The organism is Cupriavidus sp. IK-TO18, from assembly GCF_015549295.1.
Lineage (GTDB): Bacteria > Pseudomonadota > Gammaproteobacteria > Burkholderiales > Burkholderiaceae > Cupriavidus > Cupriavidus oxalaticus_A.
The window spans coordinates 323,526-344,648 of the sequence record NZ_JADGMP010000015.1 but is presented as its reverse complement, the minus strand read 5'-3'; the positions used below and the strand labels follow the sequence as shown (position 1 = coordinate 344,648).

Here is a 21,123-nt window from a genome sequence, read left to right as displayed (position 1 = left end):
GCACAGGGTCAACGCATTCGATAACAACCAGGATCCAAATCATGCGCAACCGCATCCTCGTGTCGGCCTGCGCCGCGCTGGCGATGTTTGCCATCCAGGCGCCGGCCCATGCCGCAGCTACCGACCAGCTGCAGAGCTTCGTCACCGGTGTGAAGAGCGCGCGCGGCGAGTTCACGCAGCGCCAGGTCAAGGGGCAGGGCGCCAACGTCAAGGTGACCGGCAACTCCAGCGGCACCTTCGTGTTTGCGCGCCCGGGCAAGTTCACCTGGCGCTATACCAAGCCCTACGAGCAACTGCTGCAGGCCGATGGCCAGACCCTGTACATCTACGACAAGGACCTGAACCAGGTCACCGAGCGCAAGCTTGATGCCGCGCTGGGTTCCAGTCCGGCCGCGATCCTGTTCGGCAGCAACGACCTGGAAAAGAACTTCGCCATCAAGAACGGCCCGACCCGGGATGGCGTGGAATGGCTGGAACTGACGCCCAAGGCCAAGGACACGCAGTTTGAGCGTATCGGCATTGGCTTCAAGGGCGGCAACCTCGAAGCGATGGAACTGCGCGACGCCTTCGGCAACACCACCTTGCTGACCTTCACGAACATGCAGAAGAACCCGCCGCTGGCGGCCGATGCATTCCGGTTCACGGTGCCCAAGGGCGCCGACGTGATGAAGCAATGAGGCCCGCCATGATCGCCAACTCAGCCATGGCCGTTCGCATCGTCGCTGCCCGCGGACGTTACGGCGCAGTGATCCTGGCGGGTGCCGGCGCGCTGGCGCTGGCGGCTTGCGCCAGCGTCGGCGGCGGCGCCAGCAAGTTCGATGTCGATTCCTTCCTGCGCGCGCCGGACACGGCGTTGCCCGAAGTGCTCGGCAACGCGGAGTTCCTGAAGTCCACGCGCGTGCCCGCATCGGAATGCGCGGCCATGCTGCAGTCCGCCAGCACCGGCGTGCTGGAAGACCTGCCGCCCAGCAGCAACGCGCGCGGCCCCGCCTGGCTGCTGCATCCCAAGGGCAAGCCCGAACAGGTCTGGTTAGTCGTCAGCGAGTCAGGCGGCGAACGGACGTGCCACGGTCCGTTGCCGGCCGACGCGATGAAGAGGCTGGCCAACCGCGCCAAAGGCTGATTGCGCCGGCTTCAGCGCTGATGCGTTGCGATTGGAACGCCGCCAGCGGACATGTGTCGAACCGTCCACATCCAAGCGGAAACAAAAAAGGAAGCGACATGCCTGCAATCCGAACCACAGTACATGCCCGTCGACTGCTCTGGCTGGCCGCGGGCGCGGCCTTGCTGGCCGGTTGCGCGACGCAGCCCAACGAGCCGGCACCAATGCCCGGCCCGCAAGGTGCGCGGGGCACCCCGGCCGGCTGTGCCGCCGACAAGGTTGCCGACGACACGCTGGTGGGCAAGAGCGAGACCGAGGCCGTCGGCCTGCTGCAAGGCTGTGCATGGCGGCTGGGCGAACGCGACGGGCAGCAGTTTCCCGGCACGATGGACTACAACCCCCAGCGCCGCACCCTCGGCATCAAGGCTGGCAAGGTTGCGTGGGTGCGGCGCGGCTGAAGCGATGTGCAAGCGCGTCCACATGGTGCGTCGGGCGCGCAATTATTGATTGCTCAACATGCGCCAACATGACAAAAATGTAATTTGACCGGCTGAACAAGAATCAATATTGTTTCTGGCTGTCCGGAATCCAATAACCGGGCAGTCCCGGGTGTCCCGGATGCTGGCGACTGCCCAACCATGCTGGGGAGCCATCCGCGTGAAGACCACTATCCGAACCTTGCTGCCGCGTGTCGCGGCGCTGGCCCTGCTGACGCTGCCGCTGGCGGCCGCCGCGCAGGAAAAGGTGCTGAACCTCTATACCGCACGGCACTACCAGACCGACGAGGCGCTGTACGCCAACTTCACCAAGCAGACCGGCATCAAGATCAACCGCATCGAAGGCCAGGAAGATCCGCTGCTTGAGCGCATCCGCAATGAGGGCGCCAACAGCCCGGCGGACGTCTTCATCACCGTCGATATCGGCCGCCTGTGGCGGGCCCAGCAGGCCGGCGTGTTTGCGCCGGTCAAGTCCAAGGTGCTGGAATCGCGCATTCCCGCCAACTACCGCGATCCGAACGGCGAGTGGTTCGGCTTCTCGGCGCGCGGCCGCGTGATCGCGTACAACAAGACCGCGGTCAAGGCCGGCGACATCGCCACCTACGAGGACCTGGCCGATCCCAAGTGGAAGGGCAAGGTGTGCACGCGTTCCAGCGGGCACGTCTACAACCTGTCGCTGGTGTCCAGCCTGATCGCGCACGACGGCGAGGCGCGCACCGAGCAATGGGCACGCGGCGTGGCAGCCAACCTGGCGCGCGCGCCCAAGGGCGGCGATACCGACCAGCTCAAGGCCGTGGCCGCGGGCGAGTGCGACGTGGCGATCTCCAACACCTACTACATCGCACGCCTGCTGAAGTCGACCAAGCCGGAAGACAAGGCCGTGGCCGACAAGCTGGGGGTGGTGTGGCCCAACCAGAGAAGCCAGGGCGTGCATATGAACATCTCCGGCGGCGGCATGCTGAAGCACGCGCCGAACAAGGAGGCCGCGGTCAAGTTCCTGGAATACCTGGCCAGCGACGATGCGCAGCGCTACTTTGCCGACGGCAACAATGAATGGCCGGTGGTGCAGGGCGTGAAGGTCAGCAATCCGGCGCTCGATTCGCTCGGCGAGTTCAAGGCCGACAGCATCAACGTGGCCGAGCTGGGCAAGTACCAGCCGCAGGCGCAGAAGCTGCTGGACCGCGCGGGCTTCAAGTAAGCCGCAGGTCAGGCCGGCCGTCCCTGCACGAGGGCGGCCGGCCGGTTCCGAGTTACAGCAGGAACCGCTTGTTGCCCTTCACCCCGGCCGGCTCGACCTTGCGGAACGTCAGCTTGACGCTGCTGTCGAGCCGCCGCCCGGCCTGGCGCCGGATCAGCGCGCGGTGCAGCAGGCCCTTGTGGCCGACCGTGCCTTCCGCATAGGGCTGGTTCCCGACCGTTCCCAGCGCCATTGCGGCCAGCGCCTGGTTGCGCTCCGCCGCACTCTTTTCCAGCAGATTGTCCAGCGCCATGCGGGCGCGCACCTGCGCGGCGAGCGCCGTGTCGCCGGGATTGGCGCGGGCACGCTCGGCGTCCCATGGCAACCGCACCTTGCCCGCCAGCCGGCGCAGCGCCGCGCGCAGTTCGGCGCCGTCCATGCGCGATTCCTGCACGATCCACACCGCATCATGGCGCACTGCCGCTTCGGCATCCGCCATGCGGCGTACCAGCGCGGGCTGCAGGCTGGGCGAGGTGAACTGGCGCCCGCGGCGGATGGCGTTGAGCGCGATACGGCGCACCTGCGGGTTGGCGTGGTCGGCAAGGTCGTCGATGATGCGCGCCGCGGTATCGGCGGATCCGATCATCTCGGCCAGTTGGCCGGCCAGCGAGATTTCTTCCACGCCGCTCAGCGTGTTGCGGCTGGCCAGCCGGTTCAGCTTGAACAACAGGATGTGGTATCGCAGCATACGCCCCCGTCAGGCATTCCGGCGGCAGGCGCGAAAGGATCCGGCGTGCCGCTGTTCTTGTCCCCGGGCGAGCGCCGGGCCATGAAAGGCTATCGGCGCGGCACGGCGGGACTTTAGCGGGCTACTGAGCGAGTGGGCTAGTGGGGCGGCTCAGCGCTGCGCCTCGCGCCGGATCGTGCGCGACAGCACGATCACCGGCAGCAGGCCGACGGCGACGATCACCAGCGACGCGGTCGCGGCTTCGGTCAGGCGTTCGTCGGCAGCGAGGTTGTACGCCTGCACGGCCAGCGTATCGAAGTTGAACGGCCGCATCACGAAGGTAGCCGGCAGCTCCTTCATCACATCGACAAAGACGATCAGCGCCGCCGTCAGCAGGCTGCCGCGCAGCATCGGGAAATGCACGCGCCGCAGCGTGGCGCCGGGGCCGTGGCCGAGGCTGCGCGCGGCGGCGTCCATGCTGGGCGTGATCTTGCCCAGGCCCGCATTGACCGTCTGCAGCGCTACGCCCAGGAAACGCACCAGCAGCGCATACACCAGCGCCGCGATGCCGCCGGTCAGCAGCAAACCGACCGACAGCCCGAACTGCTGCTGCAGCCATGCCGACAAGGCATTGTCGAAGCGCGCCACCGGCACCAGCACACCCACGGCGATGACCGACCCGGGCAGCGCATAGCCCATGCCGCAAAGCCGCGTCAGCCCGCGCATCAGCCACCCGCGCCGGCCGTTCGCGGCGCGTCCGGCGTAGCCGATCGCCAGCGCCACCAGCACGGCCGCCAGCGCCGTCGCGCTGGCCAGCAGGAAGCTGTTGCGCACCAGCCCGACAAAGCGCGGACCGAAATGGGCGTCGCCGTCGGTAAAGGCCATGCGGCACAGCATCAGCGCCGGCACCAGGAAGCCCAGCAGCACCGGCACGGCGCAGGCCGCCAGCGCGAGCCAGCCGCGCGTGCCGCCGAGCTTCCATGCCGCGGCGCGGCGCTGGTTGCCGTAGACCTGCGCCCGACCGCGGCTGGCGCGCTCCATCAGCAGGATCGCGGCGACGAACAGCAGCATGCATGCCGACAGCTGTGCCGCCGCATTCTTGTCGCCGAGCGAAAACCATGCACGGTAGATGCCGGTGGAAAACGTGGGGATGGCAAAGTACGCCACGGTGCCGAAGTCGGCCAGCGTTTCCATCATCGCCAGCGCGGTGCCGGCGACGATGCCGGGCCGGGCCAGCGGCAGCACCACGCGCCAGAGCCGGCTCCAGGTGCCGTGGCCGAGCAAGCGCGCGGCTTCGATCGTGTTCTGGGTCTGCTGCAGGAAGGCGGCGCGCGCCGTCAGGTAGACGTAGGGATACAGCACCAGCGAAAACAGCGCGATGGCGCCGCCCAGCGAGCGGATGTCCGGGAACCAGTAGTCGCGCGCCTTCCAGCCGGTCAGTTCGCGCAGCCAGCCTTGCACCGGCCCGGCGAACTGCAGCGCATCGGTGTAGGCGTAGGCGATCACATAGGCCGGCATCGCCATCGGCAGTACCAGCGCCCATTCCATCACGGCATGGCCTGGGAAGCGGTAGGTCGAGACCAGCCATGCGGTGGTCACGCCAAGCAGCAGCACGCCCGCGGCCACGCCCAGCAGCAGCCAGATGGTGTTGATCACATACTCTGCCAGCACCGTGTCGATCAGGTGGCGCCAGGTCTCGCCGGCGGGCAGCAGCACGGCCGAGGCGACCACCAGCACGGGCACGGCGATCAGCAGCGCCATCGCGAGCGTGGCCAGGGTCAGGGGGTGGAAGCGGCGGCGGCTGGGTAGGAGCATGCGGTGGATTCGATGGGAGCGCGCCCGGACAATGTGGCGCCGGCGCGGCAGCGGGCTGCCCCATTTTAGCAATGCCGGGCACTAGAGGGCCCGCGGCGCGACGCCACGTCCCTATAATGCGCACATGCGAACCGATTCCTATTCCCGATTACCCGAAGCCCAGGCACGCACGCGGCCGATGGCTCGCAGCGGCACCCACGAGGCTGCCGCCAGCGCCGCCGTCATCGAGGTCGACCGTATCCGGCATGCGTTCGGCCGGCAAGCGGTGGTCAAGGGCCTGTCGTTTGCGCTGGCGCGCGGCAACATCGCCTGCCTGCTGGGCCCCAGCGGCTGCGGCAAGACCACCGTGCTGCGCGCCATCGCCGGCTTCGAGCCGTTGCAGGACGGCCGCATTGTGCTGGACGGGAGGACCGTGTCGTCGTCGGACGCGCTGGTGCCGCCGGAGCAGCGCCGCATCGGCATGGTGTTCCAGGACTACGCGCTGTTCCCGCACCTGGACGTGGCCGCCAACGTCGGTTTCGGTCTGACCCGCGCCGGCCGTGCAGAGCGTGCGGAGCGGGTGGAAGAGGTGCTGCAGCTGGTCGGGCTTGCCGGCTCGGGCCGCAAGTATCCGCACGAGCTCTCGGGCGGCCAGCAGCAGCGGGTGGCGCTGGCGCGCGCACTGGCGCCGCGGCCCGAACTGCTGCTGCTCGACGAGCCGTTCTCCAACCTCGATGTCGATCTGCGCGAGCGCCTGAGCCTGGAAGTGCGCGCGATCCTGAAGGCACAAGGCACCACCGCCATCCTGGTTACGCATGACCAGTACGAGGCCTTTGCCATGGCCGACGAGATCGGCGTGATGCATGACGGCGTGATCGAGCAGTGGGGCAGTGCGCACGAGTTGTACCACCGCCCGGCGTCGCGCTTCGTCGCCGGCTTTATCGGGCAGGGGGTGCTGATGCCGGGGCACCTGCGCGGCGATGGGCGGATCGAAGTGGAGCTGGGCATGCTGCACCCGGCGGTGCCCCTGCAGCTGCCCGCGGATGCCCCGGTCGACGTGCTGGTACGTCCTGACGACATCGTCCACGACGACGCCAGCCCGATGCAGGCGGAGGTGATGCACAAGGCCTTCCGGGGCGCCGAGATCCTGTACACGCTGCGGCTGGCCAGCGGCGGCCGGGTGCTGGCGCTGGTGCCCTCGCACCACAACCACGCGGTGGGCGAGCGCATCGGCATCCGCGCGGAGATCGAGGACGTGGTCGCCTTTGCCGCCTAGCCCGGCACGCTGGCCCGGCACTAGGCGCGGCACCAGGCGCGGCACCAGGCGCGGCACCAAGCGCGGCGCGCCGATGGTCTACACTGTGGCGTTCTGCAATCGCAAGGTTTGATGACGTGGCGGACTCGCTGTTCTCCGATACCCCTGACCGTTCCCGGCAACCGCTGGCCGAGCGCCTGCGCCCACGCACCATCGACGAGGTGATCGGGCAGCAGCACCTGCTGGGCCCGGGCAAGCCGCTGCGCGTGGCGTTCGAGTCGGGCGAGCCGCATTCGATGATCCTGTGGGGCCCGCCCGGCGTGGGCAAGACCACGCTGGCGCGGCTGATGGCCGATGCCTTCGACGCCGAGTTCATCGCGCTGTCGGCGGTGCTGTCGGGCGTCAAGGACATCCGCGAGGCGGTGGAGCGCGCCGAACAGTTCCGCGCGCACGGGCGGCGCACGCTGGTGTTCGTCGACGAGGTGCACCGCTTCAACAAGAGCCAGCAGGATGCCTTCCTGCCGCACGTCGAGAGCGGGCTGTTCACCTTCATCGGCGCGACCACCGAGAATCCATCCTTCGAGGTCAACGGCGCCTTGCTGTCGCGCGCGGCGGTCTACGTGCTCAAGAGCCTGGACGATGCCGAGCTGACGCAGCTGGCCCTGCGCGCCAGCGAAGAGCTCGGCGGCATCGCGTGGCAGGACGAGGCGCTGCAGCTGATCGTGGCCTCGGCCGATGGCGACGGGCGCAAGCTGCTGAACAACATAGAGATCGTGGCGCGTGCCGCACGCACCGCCGGGGCCGCGCAGATCGATACCGCGCTGCTGGGCAGCGCGCTGTCGGAAAACCTGCGCCGCTTCGACAAGGGCGGCGATGCCTTCTACGACCAGATCAGCGCGCTGCACAAGTCGGTGCGCGGCTCGGACCCCGACGCCGCCCTGTACTGGTTCTGCCGCATGATCGACGGCGGCGCCGATCCGCGCTACCTGGCGCGGCGCATCGTGCGCATGGCGTGGGAAGACATCGGGCTGGCCGATCCCCGCGCCGCGCGCATCACGCTGGACGCGGCCGAGACCTATGAGCGGCTGGGCTCGCCTGAGGGTGAACTCGCATTGGGCCAGGCGCTGATCTACCTGGCCATCGCGCCCAAGTCCAATGCCGGCTACAACGCGTACAACGCGGCACGCGCCTTCGTCGGCAAGGACAAGTCGCGAGCGGTGCCGGTGCACCTGCGCAATGCGCCGACAAGGCTGATGAAGGAGCTTGGCTACGGCCATGCCTACCGCTACGCGCACGACGAGCCCGAAGGCTACGCCGCCGGCGAGCACTATTTTCCGGACGACCTGAAGGCGCAGGGCTGGTACCAGCCGGTGCCGCGCGGGCTGGAAGGCAAGATCGCCGAGAAGCTGCGCCACCTGCGCGAGCTGGACGACGCCTGGCATCGCGAGCAGCGCGCGGTCAAAGCGCGGGAGAAAGCTGGCAAGGACGGTGACAAGGGCGGCGGCAAGGACCAGTAGCTTCCGCAGGCCAGCGGCGTCTTCCGCCGCCAGTTCGCTCGTCCCGGCCCATGCGGGTGCAGTAAAATGGCGGGTCCGCCGGCATGTCGCTGGCCCTGCACTTCACCTCAAGCAACATGCTCGACATCCAGCTGTTCCGCAAAGACATCGACGCCGTGGCGCAACGCCTTGCCACGCGCGGCTTCCAACTCGACGTGGCGGCGTTCCAGGCACTCGAGGCCGAACGCAAGCAACTGCAGACGCAGACCGAGGAACTGCAGGCGCGCCGCAACAGCCTGTCCAAGCAGATCGGCATGCTCAAGGGCAAGGGCGAGGACGCCTCGGCCGTGATGGCCGAAGTCGGTGGCATCGGCGACACACTCAAGGCCTCGGCCGCGCGGCTCGACGAGATCCAGGCGCATCTGGCGGAGCTGATGTTGTCGATCCCCAACCTGCCGCACGAAAGCGTGCCGGTGGGCAATGACGAGACCCAGAACGTCGAAGTGCGCCGCGTGGGCGAGCCGCGCCAGTTCGACTTTGCCGTGCGCGACCACGTCGACGTGGGCGAAAAGCTGGGCCTGGATTTCGATACCGCGGTCAAGGTGACCGGCTCGCGCTTCTCGATGCTGCGCGGCGGCGTGGCGCGCATGAACCGCGCGCTGGTGCAGCTGATGCTCGACACCCATACGCAGGAACACGGCTATACCGAAATGTACGTGCCGTATATCGTCAACGCCGCGTCGATGCGCGGCACCGGCCAGTTGCCCAAGTTCGAGGAAGACCTGTTCAAGGTGCCGCGCAAGGTCGGCAGCGAGGAAGGCGAGCGCATCGAAAACTTCTACCTGATCCCGACCGCCGAGGTGCCGCTGACCAATATCGTGCGCGACGCCATCGTCGCCGGCGAGAAGCTGCCGCTGCGCTTCGTCGCGCATACGCCGTGCTTCCGCTCGGAAGCAGGTTCGTACGGCAAGGACACGCGCGGCATGATCCGCCAGCACCAGTTCGACAAGGTCGAGATGGTGCAGATCGTTCCGGCCGCGCAATCGTTCGACGCGCTGGAAGAACTGACCGGCCACGCCGAGGCGATCCTGAAGAAGCTGGAACTGCCGTTCCGCACCATCGTGCTGTGCACGGGGGACATGGGCTTCGGCAGCACCAAGACCTATGACCTCGAAGTGTGGATCCCCGCGCAGAATACCTACCGCGAGATCAGCTCGTGCTCGAACATGGGCGACTTCCAGGCGCGCCGCATGCAGGCACGCATGCGCGCGGGGCAGGGCAAGCCGGAGCTGGTGCACACGCTGAACGGCTCGGGCCTGGCCGTGGGCCGCACGCTGGTGGCCATCCTCGAGAACTACCAGAACGCCGACGGCTCGGTCACGGTGCCGGCCGCGCTGCAGCCTTACATGGGCGGCGTCACTCGCCTGGAACCGGAGCTGTAAAAAATCTGTTTCCGGCCTCTTGCGCTGGCTGGTGCGGTGTGGCTATAATCTCGGTTTCGCCACACGGCAAAGCAGTTACCGGAGAGGTGGCAGAGTGGTCGAATGTACCTGACTCGAAATCAGGCGTACCGGCGACGGTACCGTGGGTTCGAATCCCACCCTCTCCGCCATGACAAAAAGCTGTCGGTCTCGACCGCCGGCAGGCAACAACAGTGTAGTAAAACTCGGACCGATGCTCGCGGAAGTGAGCGTCGGTTTTGTTTTTTCCGGCGGTCGGTTTCATCGCTGCCAGCGCCTTGCGGTGCACTATCATGGCGATCCAGCGGACCGCCATGAACGAGGCCACCGATGACACAGCCATCCCCCACGCCTGCCGAATTCCACGGCGACCCCGCGGAACTTCCCGACGACCCCAATCTGATTGCCGGTATGCCGTACCGCCACCACAAGGGCGGTGCCTATGCGGTGGTCGGCATCGGACGCCTGGAGGCCGACCTCGCGCCGGCAGTCGTCTATCGCGCGCTGCGCGATCCCGCATTGCTCTGGGTGCGCCGCGCCGACGTGTTCAGCGAGCCCGTGGCGACGCCGCACGGAGAGGTGCCGCGCTTCGCTCCGGACTGGCCCGCGGCGCTGGCCTGCCTCGACTTCCTGCCGCGCAAGACGGTGCTGGATGTGCTGGGGCTGCATGACACGCCGTACCGGCACTACCACGGCCCCCGCCATATCCTGGAAATGTTCGAAGTCGCCCACGCGCGCGGCGTCGCGCTGGATCCGGCGCAGGCGCTGGCGGTGCTGTGCCACGACGCGGTCTATGTGCCGGGCTGCGAGCACAACGAATCGGCATCAGCTGCGTTGATCGAGACGATTGCACCGGCGCTGGAGCGCGCGGCGCTCGATCGTGCCGCGCAGATCGTGCGCGACACGCGCACGCATACGCCGACCATCGACGGCGCGGACAGCGTGCTCGATCTCGACCTGTTCCGGCTGGCCGCGCCTCCTGACGTATTCGATGCCCACAGCGCCGATGTCTTCGCGGAGAACCGCGCCATGCTGGCCGCGCGCACCGGCTTGCAGGGCGATGCGCTGCTGGCGGAGTTCGGGCGCCGGCGCGCGGCCTTCCTGGGCGAGCTGGCGCAGCGGCCGCGGCTGTTCCTGACGCCGCCCTTTGCCGACTGCGAGGCGCCCGCGCGCGCCAATATCGCGCGCATCGGCGGCGCGCAGGCTGCGCGTGCCTGAACTGCCGGCGCGCGTGGGCACGGTTGCCGATGCCTGGCTGACGCCCGGGACGGCGCTGGGTTTGCTCGGCCTGTTCACGCTCGCCACGGTGCTGCTGCTGTGCGTGGTGCCGCTGCTGGTGGCGCTGTTGCGCCCGCTGGTGCGCTGGCTCGACGGCATGCGCGTCTGGGGCGCCGGTGCCTTGTCGACGCGCGTGGCCGCACAGGATCGCCCGCGCCGCGTGAGCACGCTGACGCTGCGCGTGCTGGAACGCGATATCGCCGAATTGCTGCTGGTGCTCGTGGCCGGCGCCGCGCTGCTGGCTTGCGGGGCAGCGCTGTTCTGGCTCGCCGCCGAAATCGCGCAGGGCGACCAAGTGGTCCGTCTCGACCAGCTTGTGTTCGCGCAGGGGCGCGCATGGCGCCGCGACTGGCTCGATATCGCCATGGTCGCGGTGACCGAGCTGGGCGGTGCGCGCATCTCGGTCGCGGTCGGCGTGGCGGTGTTCGCGTGGCTGTGGTGGCTGCGCGCGTGGGTCACGGCGCTGTACTGGTCCGCGGCGCTGCTGGGCGCGCGCGCCTGCGTGATGGCGCTCAAGCTCGGCATGGCGCGGGTGCGGCCGGCCAGCATCTACAGCGGGCTGGAGTCGTATTCGTTTCCCAGCGGCCACGCCACCAGCAGCATGGTGACGTACGGTTTCCTGGCGTTCCTGCTGTGCCTGCGCCAGCCATGGCGCGTGCGCATCCCGGTGCTGGCGCTGACCGTGGTGGCGGTGGCGGCGATCGGGGTGTCGCGGCTGTACCTGGGCATGCACTGGCTGTCCGACGTGGCCGCGGGCTACGCGCTGGGACTGGCGTGGATCGCGTTGCTCGGCACTGCCTACCATACGCTCCATGTGCCGGCGCCACGGGATGCGGTGGCGCCGTGGCGGCTCGGCGCGGTGGCGGCAGCCGCGGTGGTGGTGGCGTTCGGCTACGTGGCCTGGTTCCGCATGCCGGATACGCTGGAGCGTTATCGGCAGGCAGGCGCGGTTACAGCTACGGTTGCTGCGCAGCAGGCTCTTCTGGCGCGGGCAGGCGCGATACCAGCAGCTGGTCGATCTTGTGATGGTCGATGTCCAGCACTTCAAAGCGATAGCCCGCCACGGTAATCGACTCGGATTTCTTCGGGATGCGCTTGAGCGCGTAGATCACGAGCCCGCCGGCGGTGTCGACATAGTCCTCGCCGGGCAGGGCATCGAGTTCCAGCGCTTTCTTCAGGTCCACCAGCGGCGTCAGGCCGTCGACCAGCCACGAGCTGTCGTCGCGGCGCACGATCTGCTCGTCTTCGCTGGAATAGAGGATGTCGCCCATCAGCGCGCCGACGATATCGTCGAGCGTGACGATGCCCACCACCAGCCCGTACTCGTTCATCACCACGGCAAAGTTCTGGTGCATCTCGCGGAAGCGCGTCAGTCCCTCGGACAGCGTCAGCGTGTCGGGGATCACCAGCACGTTCTTGTCATGGTGGCGGCCGATATTGCCGATCACCGCGGCGCTCTCGTCGGCCAGCAGCAGCTGCAGGATGTCCTTGGAATCGATATAGCCCTGCACATCGTCCAGGTCGTGCCCGCACACCGGGTATTGCGCATGCGGCTGGTTGACCAGCTTGCGCCGTACGCTGTCAGCGGGCTCGTCCAGGCTCAGCCAGACCACGTCGTCGCGCGGCGTCATGATCGCGGTGATGCCCTTGAAGCCGAGTTCGAACACGTTCTCGATCAGGTGCAGCTCATGCTTGTGCAGCACACCCGCCTCGGCGCCGGCATCGACCATGGCGGCGATGTCCTCGGTGGTGATCTGGTCGACCGGCTTGGTCGGCAGGCGCAGCAGCCGCAGCGCGGCATCGGCGGCGGCGTTGAAGACCCACACCAGTGGCTTGAGCACGCGCAGCAGCGTCAGCATCGGGTCGATCACGGCCAGCGCGCACGCTTCCGGGAATGTCATCGCGATGCGCTTGGGGATCAGGTCGGCAAACTGGATGAACAGCAGCGTCACGATCAGGAACGAGCCGATATTGGCCACGCGCTGCGCGTGGACCACCTGCATATACGGCGACAGCGTTTCCAGCAGCAGGTCGGACACGTGCTTCTCGCCGAGGATACCGGCGAGGATGGCCACGCTGTTGACGCCGATCTGCACGATGGTGAAGAAATTCCCTGGCTCTTCCTTGAGCAGCAGTACGCGCGTGGCGCGGCCATCGCCGCGCTCGGACAAGACCTGCAGCTTGGTGCGGCGTGCGGCGGTCAGCGCGATCTCGGAGATGGAGAAGAAGGCGCTGACCAGGACAAGGGCGGTCAGGGTCAGGACGAACATAGGCGGTGTGGCGCATGCGGCCAGCGAGTGCAGGCGGCTTGATGATGGTGCACCGCCTGTGAAGCTGTCAAATCGGCGCCGGCGCGGCCGTCATTCCAGTATGGCCGTGCGCACCCTGGCGCCGCCCGGCAGTGCGCCGTCCAGGCTGACCACCGGCGCTTCCAGCCGTTGCGGCAGCGTTGCTGCCAGTTCCTGCGCGGCCTGCGCAAACTGCACGCGCAGGTCGTCGGCCAGGCTGGAACCGGCGCGGTGGCTGGCGCGCAGCATCTGGATCTCGAACGGCAGTTCCGGCGCCACGTCATGCAGCGCGACATGGCCGGGATTGGCGCTGAGCGCGGTGTACTGGTCCAGCAGCGTCAGGCCAAGTCCGGCATCGACCAGCGCCAGCGCCAGCGAATAGGTCTGCACCTCCAGCGTCGAGCGCGGCTCGAGCGCGTGCCGCGCCAGCGTCTGGCGCACCAGCAGGCCGAGCGAGCTGTTGTCGTCATAGCCGATGAAGGGGCGATCCATCAGCCGCTGCATCGGCACCTGGCGGCGGCGTCCCGCGGCGGGCAGCGGCTGGCCGCGCGGCACCGCCAGCAACATGCGGCCGCTGGCCACCGGTTCGCTGGAAATGGCCTCGTGGCGCGGCGGCGAGAAGGCGAAACCCAGGTCGATCTGGTTGGCCAGCAGCGCGCCGACGATCTCGTCGGTATGGTGGGTCAGCACCTGCACCTGGGTGTCGGGGTGGCGCGCGCAGAAGCGCCGCACCGCCGGCACCAGCAGCGGGTTGGCCAGGCTCGGCGTGGCCGCCACGCGCAGGCGCCCGGCGCCCTTGTGGCGCAGGCTTTCCGAGACGCGGCGCACGCGCTCGATCTCGCCGTATAGCCTTTCGACATCGCCGTACAAGGCGTTGGCCTCGGGAGTCGGCTGCAGCCGCCCGCGCACGCGCTCGAACAGGCGGAAGCCGAGCGAGGCCTCGGCATGCTGCAGCACGCGCGTGACCACGGGCTGGGACACGTGCAGCAGGCGCGCGGCTTCGCTGACGGTGCCGGTCAGCATTACGGCGCGGAAAACCTCGATCTGGCGCAGGCGCATTGGCTTAGGGCGTCTGGAATTAGGGACGTCTGGAACGATAGGCACAGGCCATCCATAGCCTGAAGACATATTCTGGCACGTATTCGCATTGGGCAAGCCGGCCCCGCTGATCTACCCTCTGGCATCGGTCTTTTGATGCAACAAGGAAGTCAATGCGGGTAGTGATCGTGGGCGCCGGGGTGGTCGGCATGACAACGGCGTGGCGCCTGGCCCAGGACGGGCATGAGGTGACGGTGCTGGAACGGCACCAGGGTCCCGGCGAGGAAACCAGCTTTGCCAACGGCGGGCAGCTCAGCTACAGCTACGTGGCGCCGTTGGCCGGGCCGGGCGTGATGGGCAAGGTGCCGGGCTGGCTGCTGCGGCGCGATTCGCCGATGCGCTTCCGCCCGGTGGCCGATCCCGCGCAATGGCGCTGGCTGGCGGCCTTCATGGGCGCCTGCAATGCCGGCACCAGCGAGGCCACCACGCGCAAGCTGCTGCGCCTGGGCTTCTATTCGCGCGACCAGCTGCAGGCGTTCGTGGCGCAGCACGAGCACGAGGACAGCGGCTTCGGCTTCGATTTTGCGCGGCGCGGCAAGCTGGTAGTGCACCGCGACGAAGCGGCGTTCGCCTCGGCCTGCCGGCTGCTGGATTACCAGGCCAGCCTGGGCTGCGAGCAGCAGGCGCTGGACCGCGATGCCTGCGTCGCGCTGGAGCCCGCGCTGGCCGGCATCCGCGAAGAGATCGCCGGCGCCATTTATACGCCGAGCGAGGAGGTGGGCGACTGCCACCGCTTCTGCGTGTCGCTGGCACGGTTGCTGCAACACGGCGGCGGCCGCACTGGCGTGTCGCTGCGCTTCGGCACCGTGGTGCACGGACTGCAGCAGCAGGGCGGACGCGTGACCGGGGTGCGCACCGATGCCGGCGAGGTGCCGGCCGACGTGGTCGTGGTCGCGGGCGGCATCGGCAGCGTGCCGCTGCTGCGTCCGCTGGGTGTGCGGCCGATGCTGTGGCCGCTCAAGGGCTACAGCATCACCGTACCGCTGGCCAGTGGCGCGCGCGCCCCGCATATCAGCGTGACGGATTTCGCCAACAAGATCGTTTACGCGCGGATCGGCAATACACTGCGGGTGGCGGGCATGGCCGACCTGGTGCGCGGCGGCACCCGCATCGACCCGGAGCGGGTCGGCACGCTGGTGGCGCAGACGCGCGCCTTGTTCGACGGCATCGTGCCGGACCTGCCGCTGGCGCAGCTGCAGCCGTGGGCGGGCCTGCGCCCGGCCACGCCGGACGGGCTGCCGCTGATCGGGCCGTCGCGCGTGTCGGGCCTGTGGCTGAACCTGGGCCATGGCGCGCTGGGCTTCACGCTGGCGATGGGCAGCGCCGGCCTGCTGGCCGACCGGCTGGCGGGGCGGCGCCCGGCCCTCGACGCCGCGGATTTCGATGCCGCGCGCGCGTAGCGCAGCGGCATGAAGCAATGGTTCCTGCAGTACCCATGAGTTCGCATTACCGCATTACCTCGAGAAAACGAGCCTCAATGACCAAGCCCCACTACAAGGAGCGCGACATGAAACCATTGCACACCCGCCTTGCCACCCGACGTATGCTCGCGGCTGCCACGCTGTTGCTGGCCGCCGGCGCGGCCCAGGCTGCCGACGGCGACACGCTGAAGAAGATCAAGGACAGCGGCGTGATCTCGCTGGGCTACCGCGAATCGTCGATCCCGTTTTCGTACACCGACGGCAAGGAGGTGATGGGCTACTCGCACGAGATCCTGCTGCAGATCGTCGACAAGGTGAAGAGCGAGCTGAAGATGCCGAACCTGCAGGTGCGGCTGACGCCGATCACTTCGCAGAACCGCATCCCGCTGGTGCAGAACGGCACCATCGATATCGAGTGCGGCAGCACCACCAATAACCTGGAGCGCCAGAAGCAGGTGGCGTTCTCCAACAGCCTGTTCGTCTACGGCATCAAGATGCTGACCAAGAAAGACTCGGGCGTGAAGGAGTTCACCGACCTGAAGGACCGCAACGTGGTCACCACCGCCGGCACCACCGGCGAGCGCCTGCTGGTCAAGATGAACGGCGAGAAGGCGATGAACATGAACCTGATCAGCACCAAGGACCATGGCCAGTCCTTCCTGATCCTGGAAAGCGGCCGCGCTGCGGCCTTCGTCATCGACGAGCCGCTGCTGTATGGCGAGCGCACCAAGGCCAAGAGCGCCGGCGACTGGATGGTGGTCGGCGCGCCGCTGCAGATCGAGAACTACGCCTGCATGTTCCGCAAGGACGACCCTTCGTTCAAGAAGCTGGCCGACGGCGTGATCGCCGACCTGCAGACCAGCGGCCGCGCGGAGAAGCTCTACAACAAGTGGTTCATGTCGCCGATCCCGCCCCGCAACATCAACATGAACTACCCGCTGTCGGCCGACATGAAGGCACTGTTCGCGGCGCCCAACGACAAGGCCTACCAGTAACGGCGAAGGGCATAGCCGCCGTGGCGGATGCATCGCCCCGGCGGTTATATAGCCATAATGAATCGTTATTTCGCCATCGATAGCGTTTGCGGTAGTGTAGAGCCCGATATAGGCTCATAGCAGCACAACCGGCCGGCAGCCTTCCACGAGAGGCCAGCCGGCGTTGCCTGCCCACTTACTGCCTATCCGCATCCACTGGAGAACATATGCGATCGATTCGTACTGGCTGGTTCAAGTCGCTGCTGGCGGCCTCGCTGATGGCGGGGGCCGGCCTGGCGGCCACCGCGGCCCATGCCGCCGACCTGCTCGACACCGTCAAGCAGGCCGGCGTGCTCAAGATCGGGCTGGAGGGCACGTACCCGCCGTTCGGCTTCCGCGGCGCCAAGAACGAGCTGGAAGGGTTTGACGTCGATGTCGCGCGCGCGGTCGCAGGCAAGCTGGGGGTCAAGCCCGAGTTCGTCACCACCGAATGGAGCGGCATCATTGCCGGACTGCAGGCAGGCAAGTTCGACGTGATCGTCAACCAGGTCAACGTCACGCCGCAGCGCCAGCAGGTGCTGGACTTTTCCACGCCCTACGTCTACTCGGATGCGCAGCTGATCCAGCGCAAGGACGACAAGCGCCAGTTCAAGTCGCTGGAAGACCTGAAGGGCCACAAGCTCGGCGTCAGCCTGGGCAGCAACTACAACGAGCTGGCCAAGTCGGTGGCCGGCATCGACGTCAAGACCTATCCCGGCGCGCCCGAGTACCTGCGCGACCTGGCGGCACAGCGCGTCGACGCCGCGCTGAATGACCGGCTCATGGTCGCCTACCTGGTCAAGACCGCCAACCTGCCGCTGCGGGCGGGCGCGATCGTGGCGGGCGCGACCACGCAGGTGGCCATCCCGTTCCGCAAGGACAATCCCAAGTTCGCGCAGGCCATCAACCACGCGCTGGAAGACCTGAGCAAGGACGGCACGCTTGGCAAGCTGTCGGTGAAGTGGTTTGGCACCGACGTGACCAAGCCCGCCGGCAAGCCGGTCAAGTAAGCCGGTCAACTAAGCGCATCAAGTAAGCGCATCAAGTAAGCGGATCAACTAAGCCGGCCCGCGAGGCGGGCGGTATCATGTCGCGGCGCGGCGGCCTGCAGGGCTGCCGCGCCGCTTTGTTTTATTACCTTCAGTCCGCCGCCACGCCCATGTCCGCTCTCCAGCTCGTCATCGATTCCCTGCCCGTGCTGCTGCAGGGCACGCTGCTGACCATCAAGTTCGCGTTGTGGTCGATGGTGTTCGGACTGGTGCTTGGCACCGTGGTCGCGCTGATGGGCATCAGCCACAGCCGCGCGCTCAAGGCGGTGGCGCGCGCCTACGTCAGCATCATGCGCGGCACGCCGCTGCTGGTGCAGATCTTCGTCGTGTACTACGGGCTGCCGGGCGTCGGCATCGCGCTGGAGCCCACGCCGGCCGGCGTGCTGACGCTGAGCCTGAACGTGGGGGCGTACCTGTCGGAAAGCATGCGCGGCGCCATCCTCGGCGTGGCGCGGGGCCAATGGCTGGCGGCGTACAGCCTGGGGCTGACGCCGGCGCAGGCGCTGCGCTACGTGGTGGGTCCGCAGGCGCTGCGGCTGGCGGTGCCGAGCCTGTCGAACAGCCTGATCAGCCTGATCAAGGATACGTCGCTGGTGTCGGTGATCACGGTGACCGAACTGCTGCGCACCGCGCAGGAGGTCATCGCGGCGACATACCAGCCGTTGCCGCTGTACCTGGCGGTGGCGGCGATCTACTGGGTGTTGAGCACCGGGCTGTCCGGGCTGCAGCATATGCTGGAGCGCAAGCTGTCGCTGCCGGGCAGGCACTGAGCCGCGCCGCTGCCAAAGCAAAAGAGCCAGCTCCGGAGAGCTGGCTCTTCTTTTCGGCAATGCGGGCCGTTGCCGGCCCGCGCGCTCAGCCCTGCGCGATGCGCCTGGCAATATGCCCCAGCGCCTCTTCCACCTGGTCCACCAGGACCAGGCACAGGTCGCCCGGCTTCAGGTGCGACAACGCGGTATCGATGGCCAGGAATTCGCCGCGGATTTCCTCGACCTGGCTGGTGCGCTGCGCGCCCTGCAGGCCTTCGCGCAGCAGCGCCAGCACCTCGCCGTCGGCACGGCCGCGCTGGCACTGGTCCTGGTACAGCACCACTTCGTCGAACACGCCGCCCAGGATCTGCGTCTGACGGCGGATGTCCTCGTCGCGGCGGTCGCCGGCACCGCTGATCACGACCACGCGGCGGCCGGCCGGCATGGTCTCGACCGCGTTGCACAATGCCTGGATCGCGTCCGGGTTGTGCCCGTAGTCGGCGATCAGAGTGGCGCCCTTGTAGTCGAACACGTTGAAGCGGCCGGGAGCCGTCGCGGCGTCATTGACGAAGGTGGCCAGGCCGCGGCGGATGATGGCCCAGTCGATGCCCAGCGCCCACGCCGAGGCGATCGACGACATCGCGTTCTCGACCTGGAAGCCGATGGTGCCGTTGCGCGTCAGCGGGATCTCCGCCAGCGCGATGCGCACCTGGGTATCGCCCTCCGACGCCACGATCTCGGCGCCGTCGACAAAGACCACGCGCTTGCCTTGCGCGCGGTGGGTGGCCATCGCCGGCTGGTTCGGATCGTGCGCGAAGAAGGTCACGCTGCCGGGGCAGGCGTCGGCCATGCGCACCACCATCGGGTCGCCGGCGTTGAGCACGGCCATGCCGTGCGGCGCGACGTTCTGCACGATCACGCTTTTGAGCACCGCCAGGTCTTCCACCGAATTGATGTACGACAGGCCCAGGTGGTCGCCTTCGCCGACGTTGGTCACCACGGCCACGTCGCAACGGTCGAAGGCCAGGCCTTCGCGCAGCAGGCCGCCACGCGCGGTTTCAAAAACGGCCGCGTCGACATCGGGGTGCAGCAGCACGTTGCGCGCGCTGCGCGGGCCGCTGCAGTCGCCGGTGTCGATGCGCTCGCCCTGGATATAGACGCCGTCGGTGCCGGTCATGCCCATGCGCAGGCCGCTGGTGGCCATGATATGGGTGATCAGGCGCACCGTCGTGGTCTTGCCGTTGGTGCCGGAGACGGCCACCACCGGGATGCGGCCATCGTCGCCATCGGAGAACATGGTCGAGATGATCGCCTCGCCCACCGCGCGGCCCTTGCCGTACGACGGCTGCAGGTGCATGCGCAGGCCCGGCGCGGCGTTGACCTCGACGATGCCGCCGGCCTGTTCCTCGAACGGCTTGAGCATGGTCTCGCACACGGCGTCGACGCCGGCGATGTCCAGGCCCACCATCTGCGCCGCGGCCACGGCGCGCGCGGCGATGTCCGGGTGGACGTCGTCGGTCACGTCGGTGGCGCTGCCGCCGGTGGACAGGTTGGCGTTGTTGCGCAGCACCACGCGCGTGCCCTTGGCCGGCACGGAGTCGGCGGTCAGGTTCTGCTTGGCCAGCACGGCCAGCGCGATATCGTCGAAGCGGATCTTGGTCAGCGAGGTGGCATGGCCTTCGCCGCGGCGCGGATCGCGGTTCACTTCCTCGACCAGCTGGCGCACGGTGTGCACGCCGTCGCCGGTCACTTGCGGCGGGTCGCGGCGTGCGGCCGCCACCAGCTGCTTGCCCACCACCAGCAGGCGGAAGTCATGGCCGGGGATGTAGCGCTCGACGATCACGTCGGAACTGATGTCCGAGGCGACCTCGTAGGCCGTCATCACTTCCTCGCGGGTGCGGATCCGCACCGCCACGCCCTTGCCCTGGTTGCCGTCACGCGGCTTGACCACCACCGGGGCGTCGATTTCCTGCGCGGCGGCCCAGGCTTGCTCGGCGCTGCGCACCGAGCGGCCCAGCGGCACCGGCACGCCGGCGGCGTGCAGCAGGCTCTTGGTCAGTTCCTTGTCCTGCGCGATCGATTCGGCCACGGCGCTGGTGCGGTCGGTCTCGGCGGCCTGGATGCGGCGCTGCTTGCTGCCCCAGCCGAACTGCACCATCGAGCCCTGCGTCAGGCGCCGGTAGGGGATGCCACGCGCCACGCCGGCGTAGACGATCGAGCCGGTGCTGGGCCCCAGGCGCACGTCTTCGTCCAGGTCGCGCAGGCGATGCAGCGCGTCGGCCAGGTCGAAGGCGGAGTCGTCGCGCGCGGCCAGGCACAGGGCCTCGGCCAGCCCGAACGCGAGCCGGCCGACTTCTTCCTCGCTGTACTGCACGATCACCTGGTAGGTGCCGGGCTCCACCGTCTGCGCGGTGCGGCTGAACGTGACCGGGCAGCCGGCGGCCGCCTGCAGGCGCAACGCGGCGACTTCCAGCACGTGCGCGAGCGAGAGCTCGCCCGATTCCTCGTCTGGGCGCAGCGGCCCGATCTCGGGAAAGCGCGCGCGCAGCCGGTCTTCGAAGCCGGGCAGGTCCGACAGCATGTCGGCGGTGTCCTGGCAGGCCACGATGGCTTCAATGGCGGTGTGGCGGCACCACAGGTTCGGGCCCCGCAGGGCCCGGATACGGGAGACTTCCATGGAACGGTTCCGTGTCTTCTATGCGCTGTGTTCGGGCGCCGC

18 protein-coding genes and 1 tRNA gene are annotated in these 21,123 nt (G+C 68.1%); 14 read left to right on the top strand and 5 right to left on the bottom strand.

Translation table 11 applies throughout. From position 1 onward, the window contains the following. The first annotated feature begins 41 nt into the window (after positions 1-41). From lolA to IPF36_RS14175, 4 genes are all read left to right on the top strand, one after another. Positions 42-677: an outer membrane lipoprotein chaperone LolA gene (gene lolA, locus IPF36_RS14190; RefSeq protein ID WP_135704747.1), complete on the top strand. Its 636-nt coding sequence runs from the start codon at positions 42-44 to the stop codon at positions 675-677. A gap of 8 nt (positions 678-685) precedes the next feature. Then, complete coding sequence (locus IPF36_RS14185; RefSeq protein WP_243736828.1) at positions 686-1,123, top strand: hypothetical protein; 438 nt, start codon at positions 686-688, stop codon at positions 1,121-1,123. Positions 1,124-1,221: 98 nt separating this feature from the next. Further along, positions 1,222-1,560 (top strand): hypothetical protein, encoded by a 339-nt coding sequence (locus IPF36_RS14180; protein ID WP_195428303.1) that lies wholly within the window; start codon positions 1,222-1,224, stop codon positions 1,558-1,560. 199 nt (positions 1,561-1,759) lie between these two features. Further along, positions 1,760-2,797 carry a Fe(3+) ABC transporter substrate-binding protein gene (locus tag IPF36_RS14175; RefSeq protein ID WP_195428301.1) on the top strand — a complete coding sequence of 346 codons (1,038 nt, stop codon included), beginning with the start codon at positions 1,760-1,762 and terminating at the stop codon, positions 2,795-2,797. 52 nt (positions 2,798-2,849) lie between these two features. Here the strand turns inward: IPF36_RS14175 and IPF36_RS14170 are convergent, their stop codons facing one another. Both IPF36_RS14170 and IPF36_RS14165 read right to left on the bottom strand, forming a co-directional pair. Continuing rightward, positions 2,850-3,524: a HEAT repeat domain-containing protein gene (locus IPF36_RS14170; protein WP_195428299.1), complete on the bottom strand. Its 675-nt coding sequence runs from the start codon at positions 3,522-3,524 to the stop codon at positions 2,850-2,852. A 150-nt stretch (positions 3,525-3,674) separates the two neighbouring features. Further along, positions 3,675-5,318 (bottom strand): iron ABC transporter permease, encoded by a 1,644-nt coding sequence (locus IPF36_RS14165; RefSeq protein ID WP_195428297.1) that lies wholly within the window; start codon positions 5,316-5,318, stop codon positions 3,675-3,677. Between the two features lie 124 nt (positions 5,319-5,442). On the opposite strand from IPF36_RS14165, the gene IPF36_RS14160 reads away from it, so the two are divergent. From IPF36_RS14160 to IPF36_RS14135, 6 genes are all read left to right on the top strand, one after another. Then, complete coding sequence (locus tag IPF36_RS14160) at positions 5,443-6,573, top strand: ABC transporter ATP-binding protein (RefSeq protein ID WP_195428295.1); 1,131 nt, start codon at positions 5,443-5,445, stop codon at positions 6,571-6,573. Between the two features lie 116 nt (positions 6,574-6,689). Further along, positions 6,690-8,069: a replication-associated recombination protein A gene (locus IPF36_RS14155; protein ID WP_133093988.1), complete on the top strand. Its 1,380-nt coding sequence runs from the start codon at positions 6,690-6,692 to the stop codon at positions 8,067-8,069. 116 nt (positions 8,070-8,185) lie between these two features. Further along, a complete protein-coding gene (gene serS, locus IPF36_RS14150; RefSeq protein WP_195428363.1) occupies positions 8,186-9,490 on the top strand; it encodes a serine--tRNA ligase in 1,305 nt (434 codons plus the stop codon). Between the two features lie 80 nt (positions 9,491-9,570). Then, positions 9,571-9,660 (top strand) — tRNA-Ser (locus tag IPF36_RS14145). Positions 9,661-9,838: 178 nt separating this feature from the next. Further along, positions 9,839-10,726: a DUF1653 domain-containing protein gene (locus IPF36_RS14140; RefSeq protein WP_195428293.1), complete on the top strand. Its 888-nt coding sequence runs from the start codon at positions 9,839-9,841 to the stop codon at positions 10,724-10,726. Further along, entirely contained in the window at positions 10,719-11,855 is a 1,137-nt protein-coding gene (locus tag IPF36_RS14135; RefSeq protein WP_195428291.1) for a phosphatase PAP2 family protein, read from the top strand. The genes IPF36_RS14140 and IPF36_RS14135 overlap by 8 nt, the downstream gene beginning before the upstream one ends. Here IPF36_RS14135 and IPF36_RS14130 read toward each other — a convergent pair. After that, positions 11,743-13,056: a hemolysin family protein gene (locus IPF36_RS14130; protein ID WP_195428289.1), complete on the bottom strand. Its 1,314-nt coding sequence runs from the start codon at positions 13,054-13,056 to the stop codon at positions 11,743-11,745. The genes IPF36_RS14135 and IPF36_RS14130 overlap by 113 nt on opposite strands. Positions 13,057-13,146: 90 nt before the next feature. Continuing rightward, on the bottom strand, positions 13,147-14,133 hold the full coding sequence (locus tag IPF36_RS14125; RefSeq protein WP_133093992.1) for a LysR family transcriptional regulator: 987 nt from the start codon (positions 14,131-14,133) through the stop codon (positions 13,147-13,149). Positions 14,134-14,285: 152 nt separating this feature from the next. On the opposite strand from IPF36_RS14125, the gene IPF36_RS14120 reads away from it, so the two are divergent. The 4 genes from IPF36_RS14120 to IPF36_RS14105 all read left to right on the top strand — a co-directional run bounded on the left by IPF36_RS14120 (position 14,286) and on the right by IPF36_RS14105 (position 18,425). After that, entirely contained in the window at positions 14,286-15,572 is a 1,287-nt protein-coding gene (locus IPF36_RS14120; RefSeq protein WP_195428287.1) for a D-amino acid dehydrogenase, read from the top strand. A gap of 107 nt (positions 15,573-15,679) precedes the next feature. Beyond that, complete coding sequence (locus IPF36_RS14115) at positions 15,680-16,588, top strand: glutamate/aspartate ABC transporter substrate-binding protein (RefSeq protein ID WP_195428361.1); 909 nt, start codon at positions 15,680-15,682, stop codon at positions 16,586-16,588. Positions 16,589-16,794: 206 nt separating this feature from the next. After that, positions 16,795-17,616 (top strand): transporter substrate-binding domain-containing protein, encoded by an 822-nt coding sequence (locus IPF36_RS14110; RefSeq protein ID WP_133093994.1) that lies wholly within the window; start codon positions 16,795-16,797, stop codon positions 17,614-17,616. Between the two features lie 149 nt (positions 17,617-17,765). Then, positions 17,766-18,425, top strand: a complete 660-nt coding sequence (locus IPF36_RS14105) for an amino acid ABC transporter permease (RefSeq protein WP_133093995.1) — start codon at positions 17,766-17,768, stop codon at positions 18,423-18,425. An 85-nt stretch (positions 18,426-18,510) separates the two neighbouring features. On the opposite strand, the gene cphA is transcribed toward IPF36_RS14105, so the two are convergent. Then, positions 18,511-21,081 (bottom strand): cyanophycin synthetase, encoded by a 2,571-nt coding sequence (gene cphA / locus IPF36_RS14100; protein ID WP_195428285.1) that lies wholly within the window; start codon positions 21,079-21,081, stop codon positions 18,511-18,513. Positions 21,082-21,123: the final 42 nt, after the last annotated feature.